16 protein-coding genes and 1 tRNA gene are annotated in these 17,560 nt (G+C 70.2%); 8 read left to right on the top strand and 9 right to left on the bottom strand.

Features of this window, described 5'->3' with window-relative positions:
- Nucleotides 1-100 precede the first annotated feature (100 nt).
- A tRNA-Glu gene (locus K8V84_RS01170) sits at nt 101-173 on the top strand.
- A gap of 104 nt (nt 174-277) precedes the next feature.
- Here the strand turns inward: K8V84_RS01170 and K8V84_RS01165 are convergent.
- From K8V84_RS01165 to K8V84_RS01140, 6 genes are all read right to left on the bottom strand, one after another.
- Nucleotides 278-880, bottom strand: a complete 603-nt coding sequence (locus K8V84_RS01165; protein ID WP_304069332.1) for a TetR/AcrR family transcriptional regulator — start codon at nt 878-880, stop codon at nt 278-280.
- A gap of 157 nt (nt 881-1,037) precedes the next feature.
- Nucleotides 1,038-2,138 (bottom strand): PDR/VanB family oxidoreductase, encoded by a 1,101-nt coding sequence (locus K8V84_RS01160; RefSeq protein ID WP_304069325.1) that lies wholly within the window; start codon nt 2,136-2,138, stop codon nt 1,038-1,040.
- Nucleotides 2,135-3,064, bottom strand: coding sequence for a metal-dependent hydrolase (locus K8V84_RS01155; protein WP_304069323.1), 930 nt, complete (start codon nt 3,062-3,064; stop codon nt 2,135-2,137). The genes K8V84_RS01160 and K8V84_RS01155 overlap by 4 nt, the downstream gene beginning before the upstream one ends.
- 89 nt (nt 3,065-3,153) lie before the next feature.
- Complete coding sequence (locus K8V84_RS01150; protein ID WP_304069321.1) at nt 3,154-4,887, bottom strand: SDR family oxidoreductase; 1,734 nt, start codon at nt 4,885-4,887, stop codon at nt 3,154-3,156.
- Nucleotides 4,884-5,741 (bottom strand): M24 family metallopeptidase, encoded by an 858-nt coding sequence (locus K8V84_RS01145; protein ID WP_304069318.1) that lies wholly within the window; start codon nt 5,739-5,741, stop codon nt 4,884-4,886. Before K8V84_RS01145 ends, K8V84_RS01150 begins: the two co-directional genes overlap by 4 nt.
- Nucleotides 5,742-5,944: 203 nt before the next feature.
- Nucleotides 5,945-6,679: an IclR family transcriptional regulator gene (locus tag K8V84_RS01140; protein WP_190318418.1), complete on the bottom strand. Its 735-nt coding sequence runs from the start codon at nt 6,677-6,679 to the stop codon at nt 5,945-5,947.
- Nucleotides 6,680-6,803: 124 nt separating this feature from the next.
- Here K8V84_RS01140 and leuC point away from each other — a divergent pair, with 124 nt between their 5' ends.
- The 3 genes from leuC to K8V84_RS01125 all read left to right on the top strand — a co-directional run bounded on the left by leuC (nt 6,804) and on the right by K8V84_RS01125 (nt 9,469).
- The gene (leuC, locus tag K8V84_RS01135) at nt 6,804-8,201 is read left to right on the top strand and encodes a 3-isopropylmalate dehydratase large subunit (RefSeq protein WP_304069316.1); all 1,398 of its coding nucleotides are present in this window, start codon (nt 6,804-6,806) and stop codon (nt 8,199-8,201) included.
- Between the two features lie 30 nt (nt 8,202-8,231).
- Nucleotides 8,232-8,828, top strand: a complete 597-nt coding sequence (leuD, locus tag K8V84_RS01130; RefSeq protein WP_304069314.1) for a 3-isopropylmalate dehydratase small subunit — start codon at nt 8,232-8,234, stop codon at nt 8,826-8,828.
- Nucleotides 8,829-9,187: 359 nt separating this feature from the next.
- Nucleotides 9,188-9,469 carry an HU family DNA-binding protein gene (locus tag K8V84_RS01125; RefSeq protein WP_014910144.1) on the top strand — a complete coding sequence of 94 codons (282 nt, stop codon included), beginning with the start codon at nt 9,188-9,190 and terminating at the stop codon, nt 9,467-9,469.
- Nucleotides 9,470-9,629: 160 nt separating this feature from the next.
- On the opposite strand, the gene cofC is transcribed toward K8V84_RS01125, so the two are convergent.
- Entirely contained in the window at nt 9,630-10,277 is a 648-nt protein-coding gene (gene cofC / locus K8V84_RS01120) for a 2-phospho-L-lactate guanylyltransferase (protein WP_304069329.1), read from the bottom strand.
- 152 nt (nt 10,278-10,429) lie between these two features.
- On the opposite strand from cofC, the gene K8V84_RS01115 reads away from it, so the two are divergent.
- From K8V84_RS01115 to K8V84_RS01100, 4 genes are read left to right on the top strand one after another with little or no spacing between them, the layout of a single operon-like run.
- Nucleotides 10,430-11,275, top strand: coding sequence for a lysophospholipid acyltransferase family protein (locus K8V84_RS01115; protein ID WP_304069309.1), 846 nt, complete (start codon nt 10,430-10,432; stop codon nt 11,273-11,275).
- Nucleotides 11,272-12,333: an NAD(P)H-dependent glycerol-3-phosphate dehydrogenase gene (locus K8V84_RS01110; protein ID WP_304069308.1), complete on the top strand. Its 1,062-nt coding sequence runs from the start codon at nt 11,272-11,274 to the stop codon at nt 12,331-12,333. The genes K8V84_RS01115 and K8V84_RS01110 overlap by 4 nt, the downstream gene beginning before the upstream one ends.
- Nucleotides 12,334-12,344: 11 nt before the next feature.
- Nucleotides 12,345-13,562 (top strand): aminotransferase class I/II-fold pyridoxal phosphate-dependent enzyme, encoded by a 1,218-nt coding sequence (locus K8V84_RS01105; RefSeq protein ID WP_304069306.1) that lies wholly within the window; start codon nt 12,345-12,347, stop codon nt 13,560-13,562.
- A 60-nt stretch (nt 13,563-13,622) separates the two neighbouring features.
- On the top strand, nt 13,623-14,747 hold the full coding sequence (locus K8V84_RS01100) for a D-alanine--D-alanine ligase family protein (protein WP_304069304.1): 1,125 nt from the start codon (nt 13,623-13,625) through the stop codon (nt 14,745-14,747).
- A gap of 67 nt (nt 14,748-14,814) precedes the next feature.
- Here K8V84_RS01100 and K8V84_RS01095 read toward each other — a convergent pair whose 3' ends face one another.
- Both K8V84_RS01095 and cydC read right to left on the bottom strand, forming a co-directional pair.
- Nucleotides 14,815-15,618 carry an EI24 domain-containing protein gene (locus K8V84_RS01095; RefSeq protein WP_304069302.1) on the bottom strand — a complete coding sequence of 268 codons (804 nt, stop codon included), beginning with the start codon at nt 15,616-15,618 and terminating at the stop codon, nt 14,815-14,817.
- Between the two features lie 9 nt (nt 15,619-15,627).
- Nucleotides 15,628-17,325, bottom strand: a complete 1,698-nt coding sequence (gene cydC, locus K8V84_RS01090; protein WP_304069327.1) for a thiol reductant ABC exporter subunit CydC — start codon at nt 17,323-17,325, stop codon at nt 15,628-15,630.
- Between the last annotated feature and the right edge of the window lie 235 nt (nt 17,326-17,560).

The following is a 17,560-nucleotide window of genomic DNA, read 5'->3' as shown; positions in this document are numbered from 1 at the left end:
AATTGGCAGCACGAGTGATTCTGGTTCATTTAGTCTAGGTTCAAGTCCTGGTAGCCCAGCGGACATCATCCGGAGGTGACTCCAGGTGAGTTGTTCCTAAGCCCCCGTCGTCTAGTGGCCTAGGACGCCGCCCTCTCAAGGCGGTAACGGCGGTTCGAATCCGCTCGGGGGTACAAGAACTGAAGGTCTCACCCGTTCGGGTGGGGCCTTTCGTCGTTTCCGGGTCCGGTGCCACTCCCCGTGGCCGAGGGCCGAACCCGACCGACGGGCTACGGGGTCAGGAGACGCGGGTGACGAGGTGATCCAGTTCGACCCGAGGACCTCCTGACGAGGCCACCATGGCCACGAGCTGGTCCAGCAACCATCCCGCCAATTCATCCCGGGTCATGTCCCGTTCGCGTAGCCAGGACATGACGGCGGTCTCCACCACCGACACCCAGCAGCGCAGGGTCAGGAGCAGTCGGGGCGAGGGATCGTTGATCCCCGTACGGTCCAGGATGAGCTCGCGGACCTCCCGACGAACCCGTTCGATCTCCGCCTCCGTCTCCTCGGTCGCCACCACCGAACCGGCGTTCAACAGCGCGGAGTAGGAGGGGGCGTAGGAGACCGCGAAGTCGACGAAGGCGCCCAGTGCCACCCGGAGCTGTTCCAGTGGCGGAACGTCTTCGGGCGGGTCCAGTTCGTCCAGCAGTTCCGACATGGCCTGCTCCAGGGCGGACCGGCGTAGATCCGCCATGTTGGGGAAGTACCGGTACACCAGGGCCCGGGAGACATCGGCCTCCTCGGCGATCTCCTCCGGCGTGACCTCTGCCGGGGGACGCCGCGCGAACACGCGCAGCGCCGTGCGGATGAGGTCGTCCCTGCGTTGGTGCGGCGCCATGCGGCGTGGCCGCCGGCCGGCACCCCGGGTACCGGCCGGGACCCCCGGATCCGTCACCCGCGCCTGGCGACGGTCGGTACTTGGGGACACCATCGTTGTTGCCACCTCCCGAGAGAACTCCTGGACCGATGGTTCCGAAACTACCGCCCCCGACCCCTCACAGGTCCAGGACGAGGCGCTCGCCCTCGGCTGCCCGGGAGACGCACGGGATGAAGTCCCTTCCTCGCGATGAACCCCCGGTGAGCCGGTCCCGGTGCTCGGGACTGCCTTCCAACAACCCCACCCGGCAGGTGCCGCAAAACCCCTGCCTGCAGGAATAGGGGGTGTCCGGGCGCGCCCGGCGCAGCACGTCCAGCGCGGTCTCGTCCTCGGCCACCCGCAACACCTGGCCGGAGGGGCCCAGCCGTACCTCGAAGGGGCGGCCGTCGATGATCGGAGCGGGGGAGAACCGTTCGGAGAAGAACGGGGTCCCTTCGGGGATCAGGGCCCGCACCCCGCTGATGAGCGGGGCCGGACCGCACACGTAGACGGCGGTGCCCGGCTCCAGCCCCGCCAGCAACTCGGCGGCACCCGGGGTCCCGTACTCATCGTCGGGCCGGACGAACACGTCGGCGTCCTCCGGCAGTTCGTTCAGGAAGGGCATGGTGTGCCTCGCCCGGCCCGTGTACACCAGTCGGAAGGGCCGCCCCACGGCGTGCGCGGCCTTGACCATCGGCAGGATCGGTGTGATGCCGATACCGCCGGCCAAGAACAGATACCGCTCGGCGCGGACGAACGGAAAGGCGTTACGAGGGCCGCGCAGTTCGACGGTGTCGCCCTCCGCCAGTCCGTGCACCAGCCCAGAACCGAGACCACCCTTGATGCGACGTACCGCGATCCGGTAGTGGGACCGGTCGGCCGGGTCGCCGTTGAGCGAGTACTGGCGCAGCACACCGCCGTCCAGAAGCACGTCCACGTGGTGGCCGGGCTGCCAGGCGGGAAGCGTGGCGCCGGAGACGGTCGGGGCCAGGGTGAGGACCGCGACGTCGTCCGAGGAGTGTTCCACCTTCGCCACCCGCATCCGAAGGTCCTCGCGGGGCTTGGGTGGTGGATGCCCCGGTCGCAGCAGGGCCGTGAGCGGTTCGATCCCTGCCGCCAGTCGTTCCAAAGCCAGCATGAACCGATCCGGTCGATCCCGCCGGAACAGGCCGACCGGCGAGCCCGGGTCGGCGTAGTATTGCGAGCCGTGTTCGACCCGCCGTCTCCGGTCCCCACTCATCGGGTGGTTTCCTGTTCGGCGGCCTCGGCCGCGCGGGCCGAGGGGGAGACCGCCAGGTAGGCGACGGCCTGGCTGGTGGAACCGTGCTGTGACGGGTGGTACCTGCGGCGAAGATAGTCGGGGATCGCCCGGGCCAGGCGACCCAGGTGCGGGATGAGGCCTCGCCTTCCGTCGCGCAGAGCCCAGGAGACCCGGGGACGGACCCCGTTGATCCGTCCCTTGAGGTAGGGGTCGTTGGCGACGAGGAAACCCACCCCGCGCACCCACAGGGAGGCCAGTGCCACGGCGGCCACCCCCATGGCCAGCGCCCGGCGGGTGTAGCCGCCGTCCACGTGCATGTACAGGTCGAAGGCGACGGCGCGGTGTTCTACCTCCTCGGCGCCGTGCCAGCGAAGCAGGTCCAGCATGGTGGGGTCGGTGCCCACCTGGTCCAGTTTCCTCGCGTCCAGGACCCACTGGCCCAGGACGGCGGTGTAGTGCTCGATCCCGGCGATGACGGCCAGCCGTGTGCGCAGCCAGGCGAACTCGCGGGCGTCGGACAGGTTGCGGTCGCCAAGGACCACCCGGAACAGCCAGGCGATCTGCTCGACGTAGGGGCGCGGATCGAGACCGTGGGCTTCCATGTGGTCGAGCACGCCCGCGTGTGCCTCGGCGTGTACGGCCTCTTGGCCGATGAAGCCGAGCACCTGCTGTCGTAGTTCGTCGTCGGTGATGTGGGGGACGGCCTGCTTGAAGACCTCCACGAACCAGCGCTCGCCCTCGGGCAGCAGCAGGTGCAGCACGTTGATCACGTGCGTGGCGAAGGGCTCGCCCGGTATCCAGTGCAGGTCCAGTTCGCTCCAGTCGAAGTGGACGTCACGGGCGTGCAGGACGAGTTTGTCGGGTTCGTCGGTATCGAGCGGGGCGGGGGTGGGGTCGGTGCTCATGGGTGTCCTTCGAGTACAACAGGTAACGGTGCCGGAGTGTCGTTCAGAAGGCCGGTCGTTCGGTGGGAGTGGAAGACCGGGACGGGTGCCTAGACGGGTGGAGCCACGCGGGCGTAGCCGCGCAGGGCCGCCGGGGACAGGCGTGACAGGGCCAGGCCGATGTGCGCCTCGGCGGTGACCGGGACGATCTCCGGGTCGGAGCCGATGGCGTCGGCGATGCGTCGGGCCGCCTTCTCCGGTGTGTAGCCACGGAGCCGGTACAGCCGGTTGAGGCGCTCCTTGGCCTTTTCGGTCTCACCCATCCCGGCCAGCCGGGCGTTGGAGATGATCCCGGTGTCGACGAGTCCCGGGCAGATCGCGGTGACGGTGACTCCTCGCCCGGCGAGTTCACCGCGCAGGGATCGGCTGAGCGCCAGGACGGCGGCCTTGGTGGCCGAGTAGGCGCCGTAGAGGCGCGAAGACAGGTAGGAGGCGGCCGAAGCGGTGTTGACCATGCGGCCACCACCACCGGCCTCGACCATCATCGGGGCGAAGGCGCGACAGCCGTTGACGACCCCCCACAGGTTGGTGTCGACGACCCGTTCGAGGTCCTCGGTGGAGGCGTCCAGGAACGGCCCGGCCACTCCGATACCGGCGTTGTTGACCACCAGGTCGGGCGCCCCGTACTCCTCACGCACCCAGGCGGCCAGTTCGTCCATGGCGGCGGAGTCGGTGACGTCCACGCGTTGGGCGGAGGCCCCGGGAGTGAGCATCGAGCACAGCTCGGCGGTACGCTCGGCGGCGGGCCCGTCGATGTCCACGGAGACGACGCGGGCGCCGCGTTCGGCCAGTTCGAAGGCCAGGCACCGGCCGATGCCGCTGCCCGCCCCCGTGATCACGGAGACCTGGCCGGCGAACGTACCGCCGTGCCGACGACGCTTCCGGGCGGAGGCGTCGCCGGTCGGGCGGGGCGCACCCGACTCGATCTCCGCCACGAAGTCGCGCACCCGCCGAGCCACCGGTGCCGGGGCCGAACGCAGCGACCAGTGGCCGCCCAGGAACCGGTGGAAGCGGAAGTCCTCCACCCAGCGGCCGGCGTTGGCCTGCACCTGCTCGACCATGAACACGTCGTGGGTGGGCGCCAGGACCTGGACCGGCAGGGTCGTGCGGCGTTCGGTGGGCCGGCCGAACCGGCGAAGCATGTTGGCGCGATACAGCTCCAGCCCGTTCAGGTAGTCGCGGGTGGCGCGCTCGGCCCGGACCTGTTGGCCACCGCCGATGCGTTCCAGACCGGCTAGGACCAACCCACCGACCCCGCTCAGCCAGGCGGCCTCGGGCAGCCCGGGGGTGTTGAAGAAACCGATGTAGCTGGAGCGAACGAGCTGGCGCAGGACGCTGCGGGCCCCGTCGGGGGCTTTACGGAGCCAATGCCCGGCGTGGTCCAGGTTCGGCCCGGACACCGAGGTGAAGGAGGCGAACCTGTGCGTGTGCTCGGGTTCGGTGACGGCGTGCCACGCCTGGATGGATCCCCAGTCGTGGGCGACCAGGTGGACGGGGTGGTCGGGGCTGACGGCGTCGGCGACGCCGCGCAGGTCGTCGGAGAGCCGGTCGAGCAGGTAACCGGAGCGTTCGGCGGGGGCGGTGGAGTTGCCTGCGCCGCGCACGTCGTAGGTGACGACGTGGTGGTCGGTGGAGAGGTCGGAAACGAGGGCGTTCCACACGGTGGCGTTGTCCGGGTACCCGTGCACCAGCAACAGGGTGGGACGGTCCGGGACGCCGTGGGTGTAGACGGCCAGCCGTTGGCCGTCGGTCGTGGTGACGTAGCGGTGGGGTCCGGTGCTCATCGGGTCGTGTTCTCCTCGTTCGCGCCCACGGTGATCGGTTCCTCGGTGGTGGGTTTCCCGGTCTCCCAACGACGAACATGTGGCAGGTCGTCGTCGAGCCGGAAGGCGTCGTTCTCGGTGACGACCAGGATCTCCTCGAACTTCACCCCCATGTCGCGGAAACCGATGTGCGGTTCGACCGCCCACAGCCCGGGGGTGGCCGGGTGCGCGGAGATGTCCCCGTCGGCCCACAGCGGCGATCGGTGGTGCAGCCGTTCGACCGGCAGGTCGCCGAAGAGGGTCTGTAGCGAACGGACACCGAAGCCGGCAACGATGGCCTTGGGTGGACGGGAGCGGACCTTGCCGACCTGGTGGGCGATGACGCGCCCGGGGCACACCTGGTGCCGGTTGTCGTAGCCCTGCTCGCGGATGAGGTCGTCCACGGCCCGGTACACGTCCTGGAGGGGTCGTCGTCCTCGGCGCACCTGATCGACGATGAGGCGGCGGTGCGCGCGCAGGTCGTCCATGAGCCGGTCGTGCAGGGGGCTCTCACCCAGGTGACCGGGGTAGCCGATGTCGGCGACGTACCCGTCCCGGACCGGTGCGCAGTCGAGGATGAAGGGCATGCCCTCCTCCAGCCGTCGGCGCGTGGGAAAGAACTGGGGCGGCACCCGGAAATGGCGGAAGGCGGTTCGGTCACCGAACCAGGCGAAGGGTGTGTGGAACCAGTCCTGAACGCCCCGGGACTCCAGGTGCTCGCGGATGCGGCGGGCCGCTTCGCGCTCGGTGACCCCGGGATCGAGGGTTGCGGCCACGTCGCTCGCCGCCTGATGGGCGAGCTGCTGGAGCTCCCGGAAGGCGGCGAGGTCGGCCAAGGGGGTGTGTCCCCGGTCACTTTCTTGTGAGACATGGCGTCATGTTAGACAAGCTGTCAACAAGTGTCCATGGGCGGGGCGCGGGTCTGTGGGTGGACTCCCCGATCGCGGTGGTGGAGCGCGTGGTCGGCCCGAGCGCACGAAGAGGGCGACTCCCGAAACGGGCGCCGCCCTCAGGGGATCGGATCGATGGGGGCGGGTGGTCAGTGCCCTCCCTCGTAGGTGTGCAGGGACTCGCTGATCTTCTCCGCGGCCGACACCACGGCCTGGGAGTGCATGCGTCCGGGTGAGCGGGTCAGACGCTCTATGGGGCCGGACACCGAGACCGCGGCGATCACCCGTCCACCCGGTCCGGCGACGGGGGCCGAGACCGAGGCGACGCCCTGCTCGCGTTCGGCGACGCTCTGGGCCCAACGGCGACGGCGTACCTGCGCCAGGCTCGCCGCGGTGAAGCGCGCGCCCACCAGGGAGCGACGGATGCGGTCGGAGTCCTCCCAGGCGAGCAGCACCTGGGCGGCCGAGCCCGCGTTCATGGGAAGTTCGCTGCCCACGGGCACGGTGTCGCGCAGACCACTGCTGCGCTCCGATGCGGCCACGCACACGCGCAGGTCGCCCTGGCGACGGTAGAGCTGGGCGCTCTCCCCGGTGAGGTCGCGCAGCTGGACCAGGACGGGTGCGGCCACGGCGAGCAGACGGTCCTCTCCGGTGGCTATCGACAACTCGCCCAGGCGCGGTCCGAGTACGAATCGGCCCTGGCTGTCCCTGGTCACCATGCGGTGGCGTTCCAGGGCGACGGCGAGGCGGTGGGCGGTGGGGCGGGCCAGGCCGGTGATCTGGACCAGTTGGGCCAGCGACGCGGGCCCCGATTCCAGGGCGTCGAGGACGGACATCGTCTTGTCCAGGACACCGACACCGCTGGATGAGCTAGAGTTGTCCATGGCTTGATATTGCCGTCTCGCTATATGGAATGCAAGTCGGGCCGACCATCCGCGCGAAGGTTCCGGGTACGTGCGAGACACGGCGGGACCGAAGACCGAGAAGATACGAGAGAGGCGATCTCCCATGGCACGCACGATGGCCGAGAAGGTCTGGGAGGAGCACGTCGTTCGACGTGCCGAAGGCGAGCCGGACCTGCTCTACATCGACCTCCACCTCGTCCACGAGGTGACCAGCCCCCAGGCCTTCGAGGGCCTGCGTCTGGCCGGTCGCCCCGTTCGACGTCCCGACCTCACCATCGCCACCGAGGACCACAACGTCCCCACGATGGACCTCCTCGCGCCCATCGCCGACCCGGTCTCCCGCAAGCAGGTCGAGACGCTGCGCAAGAACTGCTCGGACTTCGGGGTGCGCCTGCACCCCATGGGCGACATCGACCAGGGCGTCGTCCACGTCGTCGGTCCCCAGCTCGGCCTCACCCAGCCCGGCATGACCGTGGTCTGCGGCGACAGCCACACCAGCACCCACGGCGCGTTCGGCGCGTTGGCCTTCGGCATCGGCACCAGCCAGGTCGAGCACGTCCTGGCCACCCAGACCCTGCCGATGCAGCCGTTCAAGACCATGGCCGTCACGGTCAACGGCAGGCTCCGGCCCGGGGTGACGTCCAAGGACATCATCCTCGCCGTCATCGCCAAGATCGGCACCGGCGGAGGTCAGGGCTACGTCATCGAGTACCGGGGCGAGGCCATCGAGGCCCTGTCCATGGAATCGCGCATGACGGTCTGCAACATGTCCATCGAGGCGGGCGCCCGCGCCGGCATGATCGCCCCGGACCAGACCACCTTCGACTACGTCGAGGGTCGGCCGCACGCCCCGCGGGGCGCCGACTTCGACGCGGCCGTCGAGCACTGGAAGAGCCTGCGCACCGATGAGGGCGCCGAGTTCGACGCCGAGGTGGTTCTGGACGCGGACGACCTCAGCCCGTTCGTCACCTGGGGCACCAACCCGGGTCAGGGTGTGCCGCTGGACGCCACCGTGCCCGATCCGTCCTCCTACGAGGACCCCTCCGCCCGCGCGGCCGCCGAGAAGGCCCTGGCCTACATGGACCTGAGGGCCGGCACGCCCATGCGGGAGGTCTCCGTCGACACGGTCTTCCTGGGCTCGTGCACCAACGGCCGCATCGAGGACCTGCGGGCCGCGGCCGAGGTCATCCGTGGCCGCAGGGTCGCCGACGGCGTGCGCATGTTGGTCGTGCCCGGCTCCATGCGGGTCAAGGAGCAGGCCAACGAGGAAGGCCTGGGAGAGGTCTTCAAGGAGGCGGGCGCCGAGTGGCGTGAGGCGGGCTGCTCGATGTGTCTGGGCATGAACCCGGACCAGCTCAAGCCCGGCGAGCGCAGCGCCTCCACGTCCAACCGCAACTTCGAGGGCCGTCAGGGCCGGGGCGGGCGTACGCACCTGGTCTCGCCGCTGGTCGCGGCGGCCACCGCGGTCCGCGGAACCCTGTCCTCCCCGGCCGACCTGTAGTCGCCCCGACCCGTCAAGGAGAGTCCTCTCATGGAGAAGTTCGACGTCCACACCGGTCGGGCCGTGCCGCTGCGCGCGAGCAACGTCGACACCGACCAGATCATCCCCGCCGTCTACCTCAAGCGGGTCAGCCGCACCGGTTTCGAGGACGGCCTGTTCGCCGAGTGGCGCAAGTCCGACCCGGACTTCGTGCTCAACCGTCCCGAGTACGAGGGCGCGAGCGTGCTGGTGGCCGGCCCCGACTTCGGTACCGGTTCGTCCCGTGAGCACGCCGTGTGGGCCCTGCAGGACTACGGCTTCAAGACCGTGCTGTCCTCGCGCTTCGCCGACATCTTCCGTGGCAACTCGCTCAAGGGCGGCCTGCTCACCGTGCTGCTGCCCCAAGAGGTCATCGACCGGATCTGGGCTGCCGTGGAGGCCGACCCGACCGTCGAGGTGACCGTCGACCTGGTGGAGCGTCAGGTGCGCGTGCCGGCCGCGGACGTGGTGGAGCCGTTCGAGCTGGACGACTACACCCGCTGGCGGCTGCTGGAGGGTCTGGACGACATCGCCCTGACGCTCCGTCACACCGATGACATCGCGGCCTTCGAGGGCACCCGACCGGCCTGGAAGCCGGTCACGCTCTAGCCGGGGGCCGGGCTGGAAGCCCCTTCAGAACACGGGATCGAGGGTCGTTGTGACGCAGCGCACCCTCGGTCCCGAATAATTTTACCTTTACTTGACGTGAGCATTCGCTTACCGACTTTGTGTCCTTAAGGCGGGAGCCCGGGGAGCCCGGAATCCGGTTATACGTAGGCTTTTGAGGCCTACAGAAGGGGGCAAAAAGGACTCGTTCCCCGTCCGGACACATCCGTCCCGATAGTTGCGGAGCGTGACCTTGCAGGTCGGAAAGGCCCCGACACGCCTTGCCCACGGGCGTTTGTATTTGTGTAAGGGCCGCTGCTTCCCCTAATTTCGTGCGAGCAAGGGGGAACCGGAGGAACCTTATGAACAAGCGTGACCTGATCGACGCGATCTCCGACCGGCTCGGAGACAAGAAGACCGCGACCGAAGCGGTCAACGCTGTGCTTGAGACCATTCAGGCCACCGTGGCGTCGGGCGACAAGGTCGCCATCACGGGCTTCGGAGTTTTCGAGAAGTCCGAGCGCGCGGCGCGTACCGCTCGCAATCCCGCCACCGGCGCCACGATCAACGTCCCCGCGAGCTTCGTTCCGAAGTTCCGCGCCGGCGCTGACTTCAAGGCTCTGGTCAACGGCGACAAGAAGTAGTCCTCTCGCCTCAGGCGAGCGGACGTACCCGCCCGGGTTCCCTCCATAGGGGCCCGGGCGGAGTGCTGTCCAGGGTCGGTCGCGGCCGATTCGGGCCCGATCTCGGGTGGGAGCCGGCCCCCTCACGCCCTGGGCGGCGCTCAAACGCACGCAGAGCGCCTCACGGGCTCTTCTGTGACTCCCGGGTCGACACGCGCCCCACCAGGGCCCGTGTGCGCGGACCCAGGCCCAGGGCGGCCGCGGAGGTCAGGTCCTCGGGTGTGTCCACGTCACGGCGCACCGACTCCACGTTCGGTGGTGAGAGTTCGTGGGCCCCGCCCGCCAGATGCCGGGCGCGGGAGGCCCCCTCGAAGGCCGGGGCGAACGGCCGGCCGGGCACCGCCGCCAACAGGGTGGTCCCCACCCGGGGCGAATCCGCCAGGAACGACCGCTCGTGGACGGCAGCCGAGGTGAGGACCCGCTCCAACTCCGCCGGTCGCAGCGCCGGCAGGTCCGCCGACAACGCGCACACCCCCGAGCCGGGTGCGAGGGCGCGCGCCGTGCGCGCCCCGTAGGCCAGGGCCGGGTTCAGTCCGCCCCCCGGTTCCCCGGAGACCACCACGGCGCCCAGGGCCGACAGGGCGGCGTCCGCGCGGGGGTCGTCGGTCACCACGAACAGCGTCCCCACCGAAGGGCAAAGGCGTGCGGCGGCCACCGTGTCGCAGGCGATCGCGAGCGCCAGTTCCTCGCGTAGGTCCCCGGCGGCCCGGGCCAGTCGACTCTTGGCCAGACCGAGGTGCTTGACTGGGACGATCAGGGACCAGCGCACCCCGGGCAGGGCGGACCCGCCACGCTCTCCACAGCCGGTCACGGTTCCCCCGGAACTTGATACGGCGACGACAGTGACGAGGGTAGATGTTCGGGGATCGGCGCGGCGCGGACACCCTAGACTGAGTCGGTTGTGTTGAAGTGAGGAGTCCCGTGACCAAGCAACGAGAATCACGATGGGTCATGTGGGTCGTGTCCCGGATCGTCCGTTTCGTCCTCTGGCTGATCGTCAAGCCGGAGTGGCGGGGGACCGAGAACGTCCCCAAGCAGGGTGGTGTGATCATCGCGGCCAACCACCTGTCCGTGACCGACCCGCTGACGGTCGCCCACTTCCTCTACATCGGCGCCCGGCGCTGGCCCACCTTCACCATGAAGGACGCGGTCATGAAGATCCCGGTGGTCCGCGCGGTGGCCAAGGCCACGGGGCAGATCCCGATCAAGCGCGGCAGCTCCGACGCGGTCAAGGCCCTGGGCGAGGCGGAGAAGGCGCTCACCCAGGACGGTTCCTCGGTGATCTTCTACCCCGAGGGCACCTGCACCCGTGACCCGAACCTGTGGCCGATGACCGCCAAGAACGGTGTCGCGCGTCTGGCGCTGACCACCGGTGTCCCGGTCGTCCCGGTGGCCCACTGGGGAGAGCAGAACATCCTGCCCTACGGCTCGAAGAAGCCCCGTCTGCTGCCGCCGCGCAAGCGCGTCCAGTTCAGGGCCGGCCCGCCGGTGGACCTGTCCGCCTACATGGGCGAGCCGATCACGGCCACCGTCCTGGAGGGGGCCACCAAGGCGATCATGGCCGACATCACCGCCCTGCAGGCCCAGATCCGAGGCGAGGAGCCGCCCGCGGTGCCCTTCGACTTCGCCAAGGCCCGCCGGGAACAGGCCGAGGCCGAGCGCGCCGAGCGTGCTCTGGAGGAACAGGGCGTCGAGGCCGCAGCGAACGGGACCGGGCAGGCCGAGACCGCCGACGGTGACAACGGGAAGAACAACACGGGGGCATGACCGAGTACATGAGCGATGACAAGGTGAAGGTCGCGATTTTGGGCGGTGGCTCGTGGGGGACCACGTTCGCCAACGTCGTCGCCGACGCCGCCGACCTCGCCCGTAAGTCGGGACAGGAGGCCGCCGAGGTGGTCCTGTGGGCGCGCCGGGCCACGATCGTGGACGCGATCAACGAGGCCTCGGAGAACCCCGACTACCTCCCCGGGCTCATGCTCAACGCGGAACTGCGGGCCACCACCGATGTGCGCGAGGCGCTGGAAGGCGCCTCCGTCGTGGTGTTGGCGGTGCCCTCCCAGTCGCTGCGGGCCAACCTCGCCGACCTGAAGGACGTCTTCCCTCGGGACGCCGTGGCCGTCAGCCTCATGAAGGGCGTCGAGCTCGGCAACCTCCTGCGGATGAGCCAGGTCATCGGCGAGGTCCTGGAACTGCCCGAGGAACAGATCGCCGTGGTCTCGGGCCCCAACCTGGCCAGGGAGATCGCCGAACGCCAGCCGGCCACCGCCGTGGTGGCCTGCCCGCACGAGCCCACGGCCGTGCGGTTGCAGTCGCTGTTCAAGTCGGCCTACTTCCGCCCCTACACCAGCACCGACCTGGTGGGCGTGGAGATCGGCGGCGCGATGAAGAACGTCATCGGGCTGGCCGTGGGAGTGGCCGAGGGCATGGGCTTCGGTGACAACACCAAGGCCTCGCTCATCACCCGCGGCCTGGCCGAGACGACCCGCCTGGCGGTGACGCTCGGCGCCGACGAGCACACCCTGTCCGGCCTGGCCGGAATGGGCGACCTCGTCGCGACATGCTCCTCCCCGTTGTCACGGAACCGGACCTTCGGTGAGAAACTAGGCGCCGGTAAGACCCTGGAACAGGTCGTCCAGGAGACCAAGCAGACGGCCGAAGGGGTCAAGTCCTCCGAGTCGATCCTCGAACTCGGATGGGCCAACGGGGTCGACATGCCGATCACCGAGGCCGTCGTCAAGATGATGCACCACGACCTGAGCCCGGCCCGGGCGCTCGCGGAGTTCATGTCCCGTAGCAGCAAGCCGGAGCGGTACGGGGTCTGAGAGCGAGCACGATGTCATACACACCCGGGTCCGGGAGCGCGGGCGAGCACACCAGGGCGGTCTCCCTTCCGGAGTTCTCCGCCCCCGCCCAACGCCCGATGCGGATGCCCGTCCACCGAGCCACCACGTACGCGTTCGACACCTCACGGGGGTTCGCCGACGTACTGGACGGCAAGGCCGACGGCTACTCCTACGCGCGCATCGACAGTCCCACGGCGGACGCCTTCGCCGAGGCCGTCGCCGCGTTGGAGGGCGTTGGGCTCCCGGACCGGGTGCACGGTCAGGCGTTCGCCTCCGGCATGGCCGCGATCAGCACCGTGTTGCTGGCCCTGACCGAGGCGGGGGCGCACGTGGTGGCGTCCCGTTCGATCTACGGCAACACCTACTCGCTCTTGGATCGGATGATGCGCCGGTTCGGCGTGCGTACCGACTTCGTGGACATCACCGACCTGGAGGCGGTGCGCGCGGCGATCACTCCCGACACGCGGTTGGTGTTCACCGAGACGCTGTCCAACCCCGCCATGACCGTCTCCGACCTGCCGGAACTGGCGCGGATCTGCCGTTCGACGGGTGCCGCGCTGGTGGTGGACTCCACGTTCGCCTCCCCGGCGATCTGCCGCCCCCTGGAGTTCGGCGCGGACGTGGTGGTGCACTCGGCCACCAAGTACCTGGGCGGACACAGCGACACCACCGGTGGTGTCGCCGTGGCCTCGCCCTCGCTGATCGAGCGGATCCGCGCGGCCCGCGTCGACCTGGGCCCGTGCCTGGCCCCGGACGAGGCCTACCTGTTGCACCGCGGTCTGGAGACCCTGCCGCTGCGCGTGCGACGCCAGTGCGAGACCGCCACGGCGTTCGCCGCCGCGCTGGAGGGCCATCCGGCCGTGGAGCGGGTCGACCACCCGTCACTGGCCGCGCACCCCCAGCACGACCTCGCGGACAAGCTGTTCGACCCGGGCCGCCACGGCGCCGTGGTCACCGTGCACCCCAAGGGTGGACGCGCCGACGGCATGGCCTTCGCCGACCGCCTGCGGGTGGCCACGATCGCCGCGTCCTTGGGCGGCACCCACACCCTGGTCGGGCACGTGGCCTCGACCTCGCACCGGCTGATGAGCGAGGCCGAACTGGCGGCCGCGGGCGTCTCACCGGGCGCGGTGCGGTTCTCCATCGGTTTGGAGGACCCCCAGGACCTCATCGACGACGCCTTGACGGCGCTCGACGGGGGAAAGTGACACTCGGGACGAATTCCACCCGTTCCGGTTCCATCGTTAGGCGAGATAAGGTCTGTCAGCATGTCGTCCGAGCAGCGCAAGATTCGGGTCGCCGTCGTCTTCGGCGGTCGTAGTTCCGAACACGAGATCTCCTGCGTCACCGCGGGCAGTGTCATGTCCGTCATCGACCCTGACCGCTACGAGGTCGTCCCGGTGGGGATCACCCCGTCCGGTAACTGGGTCCTGACCTCGGGCGACCCCGAGGCGCTGCGCATCGACGCGGCGACCAAGGCGCTGCCGTCGGTCTCCGAGGAGGGCGTCGAACTGGCGCTGCCTTTCGACGGCCCAGGCCGGCTCATGACGGTCTCCCCGGGCCAGGGCACGCAGCGCCTGGCCGAGGTCGACGTCGTGCTTCCGCTGTTGCACGGCCCCTTCGGCGAGGACGGCACCATCCAGGGCCTGTTCGAGATGATGGGCGTGCGCTACGCGGGCGCGGGGGTGTTCTCCAGCGCCGCCGCCATGGACAAGGTGTTCATGAAGGCGCTGTTGGTCGGCAACGGCATCCCCACCAGCCCGTTCGTCGCCATCACCGAACGAACCTGGCGCAACGAGCGCAAGAAGGTCCTGGACGACATCGCCGAGCTGGGCACGACGGTGTTCGTCAAGCCGGCCCGCGCCGGCAGCAGCGTCGGCATCACTCGGGTGCGGGACTCCTCCGACACCGACGCGGTCGTGGCCGCGGTCGAGACCGCCCGTGAGCACGACCCCAAGGTGCTCGTCGAGGCCCAGGTCATCGGCCGGGAGATCGAGTGCGGCGTGTTGGAGTCCGAGGACGGCGGCACCCCCGACGTCTCGTTCCCCGCCGAGGTGCACGTGGCCGACGGCTTCGACTTCTACGACTTCGAGGCCAAGTACCTGTCCACCTCCAGCCTGACCATTCCGGCGGAGATCCCTGAGGAGGCCACGGCCGACCTGCGGCAGATGGCCGCCGACGTGTTCGAGGCCATGGGCTGCGAGGGTCTGGCCCGGGTGGACTTCTTCTACACCGAGGACGGCGAGGTCCTCGTCAACGAGCTCAACACCATGCCCGGCTTCACTCCGGCTTCGGCCTTCCCGAAGATGTGGGAGGCCACCGGAGTGGACTACGCGACCCTGGTGGAGCGGATGATCGCCACCGCCCTGCGCCGCGACCCCGGACTCCGCTGAGCCGCCGCTCTTTCGGATGAGATGAGGGGGCGGGCGACCAGGTGGTCGCCCGCCCCCTTTCGTGTCGTCAGGTGGTGGACGCCGGGGGAGTCCCCGGGGCCTGCGTCCGTGGGTCCGGCTGCTGCCCGGGGAGCAGTTCGCGGGCGAGGATGGTTCCGCCGGCGGTGGCGGCGGGGAACACCGCCACCGCCACGAACGGCACCGCCAGCAGGAAGTACGTGGGGATCGCGAACCCCAGCACCCGCCAGCGGTGGCGGCCCATGAAACGGCGGCGGTCCCGTACCCGCAGCAGCCCCCGGCGGTCGAAGGCGCTCGCGGTGAGCTCGATGCCCAACAGCCAGCCGCCCATCACGGCGGTCAACACCGGTCCCAGCATCCAGCCCAGCACGGGGATCAGCCCGAGCAGGAACGCGCCGACGGTCACGACCAGGGAGACCAGCACCATGGCGATGGACTGGCGGGTGGCGCGGGCGATCGAGGCCAGGAGGGGCTCTTCGGGGGCCTCGGGCACACCGCCCATCTCCTCCTCGACCATCTCGCTGATCCTGTCGTAGATCGGAGCGCCCAGGGTCAGGGTGACCGTGGTGAAGGCCACCACCATCACCAGGACCGACCCCACCAGCATCCCCAGGGCCAGGGAGCCGCGCACCAGTCCCCGCCAGGTGGAGTCCCACTCGGTCGCGAAGGGCGTGGCCCAGGCGACCAGATCCTCCAGGTTGAGGATCAGCGTGATCAGCGCGGCCAGGAACAGCAGCGACGTGATCAGCGCCGGCAGGGCGCCGAGGAAGAACAGGCGGGGTCTGCGCACGACGATGGCCAGACCGCGGAACAGGGTGCCGACCCCGGAGAGGGCCTCACGTATGGGATTCACAGGCGAACCCTAGCGTTCGTGCACCCGCCGGTACCATCCGTCCTGCGCCATCAGTTCGGTGTGGGTACCCGACTGCAGAACACGGCCGTCGCGGACCACGTAGATCCGGTCCACCCGGTCCAGCCCGGTGAGGTCGTGGGTGATGAGCAGGGTGGAGAACCCCTCGGCCGCGGCGAGCAGGTCGGCCACCACGGCGTCACGGGTGTCGGGGTCCAGGTGCGCGGTGGGTTCGTCCAGCACCAGGACCCGGGGCGCGGCCAGCACCGCGCGCGCCAGGGCCAGCCGCTGCACCATTCCGCCGCTCAACCCCAGACCGTGCGACCCCACCCGGGTGTCCAGTCCCTGGGGCATCGCCTCGACGTCGTGGGCCAGGCGGGCGCCGCGCAGCGCCGCCCAGAGTTCGTCGTCCCCGGCGCCCGGCCTGGCCAGACGCAGGTTCTCGCGCAGGGTCGACCCGAACACGTGCGGGTCCTCCGGTACCCCGGAGACCACACGGCGCACCTCGTCGGCGGGGTAGGCGGTGATGTCGGTACCGCCGATCTCCACCCGGCCCTCGTCGGGGTCGCGCAAACGCAGCAGGACCGACGCCAGCGTGCTCTTGCCCGCGCCGCTCGGCCCGACCACGGCCACGGTCGCCCCGGCGGGAATCTCCAGATCCACTCCGTCCAGGGCCCACGGTTCCTCGGGGCCGTACCGGACCCGCAGACCGCGGACGTGGACGGGGGCGTCGGCGTCCGGGTCGATCTCCAGCCCCTCCTGCGCGGGTGGCGCGATCGCCGGAGGGGTGTCCAGGACACCGAACAAGCGGACGCCGCTCGCCCGGATCGCCCCCAGCCGGGAGGCGACGGCGGGCAACGGCGCGACGATCTCGAAGGCCGCGAGCGTGGTCAGCACCAGCACGGCCAGGGCGATGGGGCCGATGGAGCCCTCCTCCACGGCCAGCACCCCCAGGAACAGGGAGCCCCATACGGTCAGCCCGGTGATCAGGGCGTTGACCCCCTCGCTCAACCCCAGAGTGGCCGCGTCACGGCGGGCCACCCGGGTGAGTTCGGCGTCGGCCTCGGTCACCCGGGCGACATGGCGGTCCATCGCCCCGTAGGCCACCAGGTCCGGAGCTCCCTGGAGGGTGTCGACCAGGGCGGTGGACAGGGACCCCCGCGCCTCGGCCTCGCGCAGTCCCGGTTTCCGGTTCAGCGCGGCGGCCATCAGTGGAACGGCGAGCCCGGCGAGCAACAGACCCGCGGCGAGCAACAGCCCGCCCGGCGCGTACACCGCGGTCAGTACCAGCACCGTGGCGCCGCCGGTCACCACCGACACCAGCGGCGGGGTGAGTCCGCGCACCAGCAGGTCGAGGGTGGCCTCGGTGTCGTTGACCAGGCGGGACACCAGGTCGCCGGAGCGGAACCGGCCGAACGGCTCGGTCCGGGCCAGCCGTTCGTAGACCCGGACCCGCACCTGGGCCAGGGTGCGGAACGCCGCGTCATGGGTGACCAGGCGTTCCAGGTAGCGGGTCACACCCTTGCTCACGCCCAAGGCGCGGGTGGCGACCACGGCCACGCTCAGCACGGTGATGGAGGGGTGGTTCGCGGCGGTGGCCAGCATCCAGGCGGCGACGCCCAGCAGGGCGACCCCCGAACCGGTGGCGGCGCCGCCCAGCAGTACACCGAGGGCGAAGCGGGCGCTGCGGGGTCGGGCCAGCGCGATCATTCGGCGCAGCGGGTCCTTGCGGCGCTCGTGTTCGGCGACCACGGGGTCGGCCTCGGAACCGACGTCATGGCCGGTGACGGGGGCACTCATCGGGTCACCCTCTCGGTGAGCAGCGGCAGGTGGGCGGTGCGCAGGCGGTCGCCGGAGACGGACTCGGCCCAACCGGTGTCGTGCGCGACGATCACGGCGGTGCGCCCCCGCAGGAGGCGGGCCACGGCGGTGCGCACCGCCGTGG

Origin of the sequence: Nocardiopsis listeri, assembly GCF_020741345.1 — a bacterium.
Taxonomy (GTDB): Bacteria; Actinomycetota; Actinomycetes; order Streptosporangiales; family Streptosporangiaceae; genus Nocardiopsis; species Nocardiopsis listeri_A.
Note: the sequence above shows the minus strand (reverse complement) of the source record. Positions and strands in the feature narration are given on the sequence as shown.

Coding starts and splice junctions, on each gene's coding strand:
- K8V84_RS01165 (WP_304069332.1), bottom strand. CDS start 880: ATGGCGCCGCACCAACGCAGGGACGACCTCATCCGCACGGCGCTGCGC.
- K8V84_RS01160 (WP_304069325.1), bottom strand. CDS start 2,138: ATGAGTGGGGACCGGAGACGGCGGGTCGAACACGGCTCGCAATACTAC.
- K8V84_RS01155 (WP_304069323.1), bottom strand. CDS start 3,064: ATGAGCACCGACCCCACCCCCGCCCCGCTCGATACCGACGAACCCGAC.
- K8V84_RS01150 (WP_304069321.1), bottom strand. CDS start 4,887: ATGAGCACCGGACCCCACCGCTACGTCACCACGACCGACGGCCAACGG.
- K8V84_RS01140 (WP_190318418.1), bottom strand. CDS start 6,679: ATGGACAACTCTAGCTCATCCAGCGGTGTCGGTGTCCTGGACAAGACG.
- leuC (WP_304069316.1), top strand. CDS start 6,804: ATGGCACGCACGATGGCCGAGAAGGTCTGGGAGGAGCACGTCGTTCGA.
- leuD (WP_304069314.1), top strand. CDS start 8,232: ATGGAGAAGTTCGACGTCCACACCGGTCGGGCCGTGCCGCTGCGCGCG.
- K8V84_RS01125 (WP_014910144.1), top strand. CDS start 9,188: ATGAACAAGCGTGACCTGATCGACGCGATCTCCGACCGGCTCGGAGAC.
- K8V84_RS01110 (WP_304069308.1), top strand. CDS start 11,272: ATGACCGAGTACATGAGCGATGACAAGGTGAAGGTCGCGATTTTGGGC.
- K8V84_RS01105 (WP_304069306.1), top strand. CDS start 12,345: ATGTCATACACACCCGGGTCCGGGAGCGCGGGCGAGCACACCAGGGCG.
- K8V84_RS01100 (WP_304069304.1), top strand. CDS start 13,623: ATGTCGTCCGAGCAGCGCAAGATTCGGGTCGCCGTCGTCTTCGGCGGT.
- cydC (WP_304069327.1), bottom strand. CDS start 17,325: ATGATCGCGCTGGCCCGACCCCGCAGCGCCCGCTTCGCCCTCGGTGTA.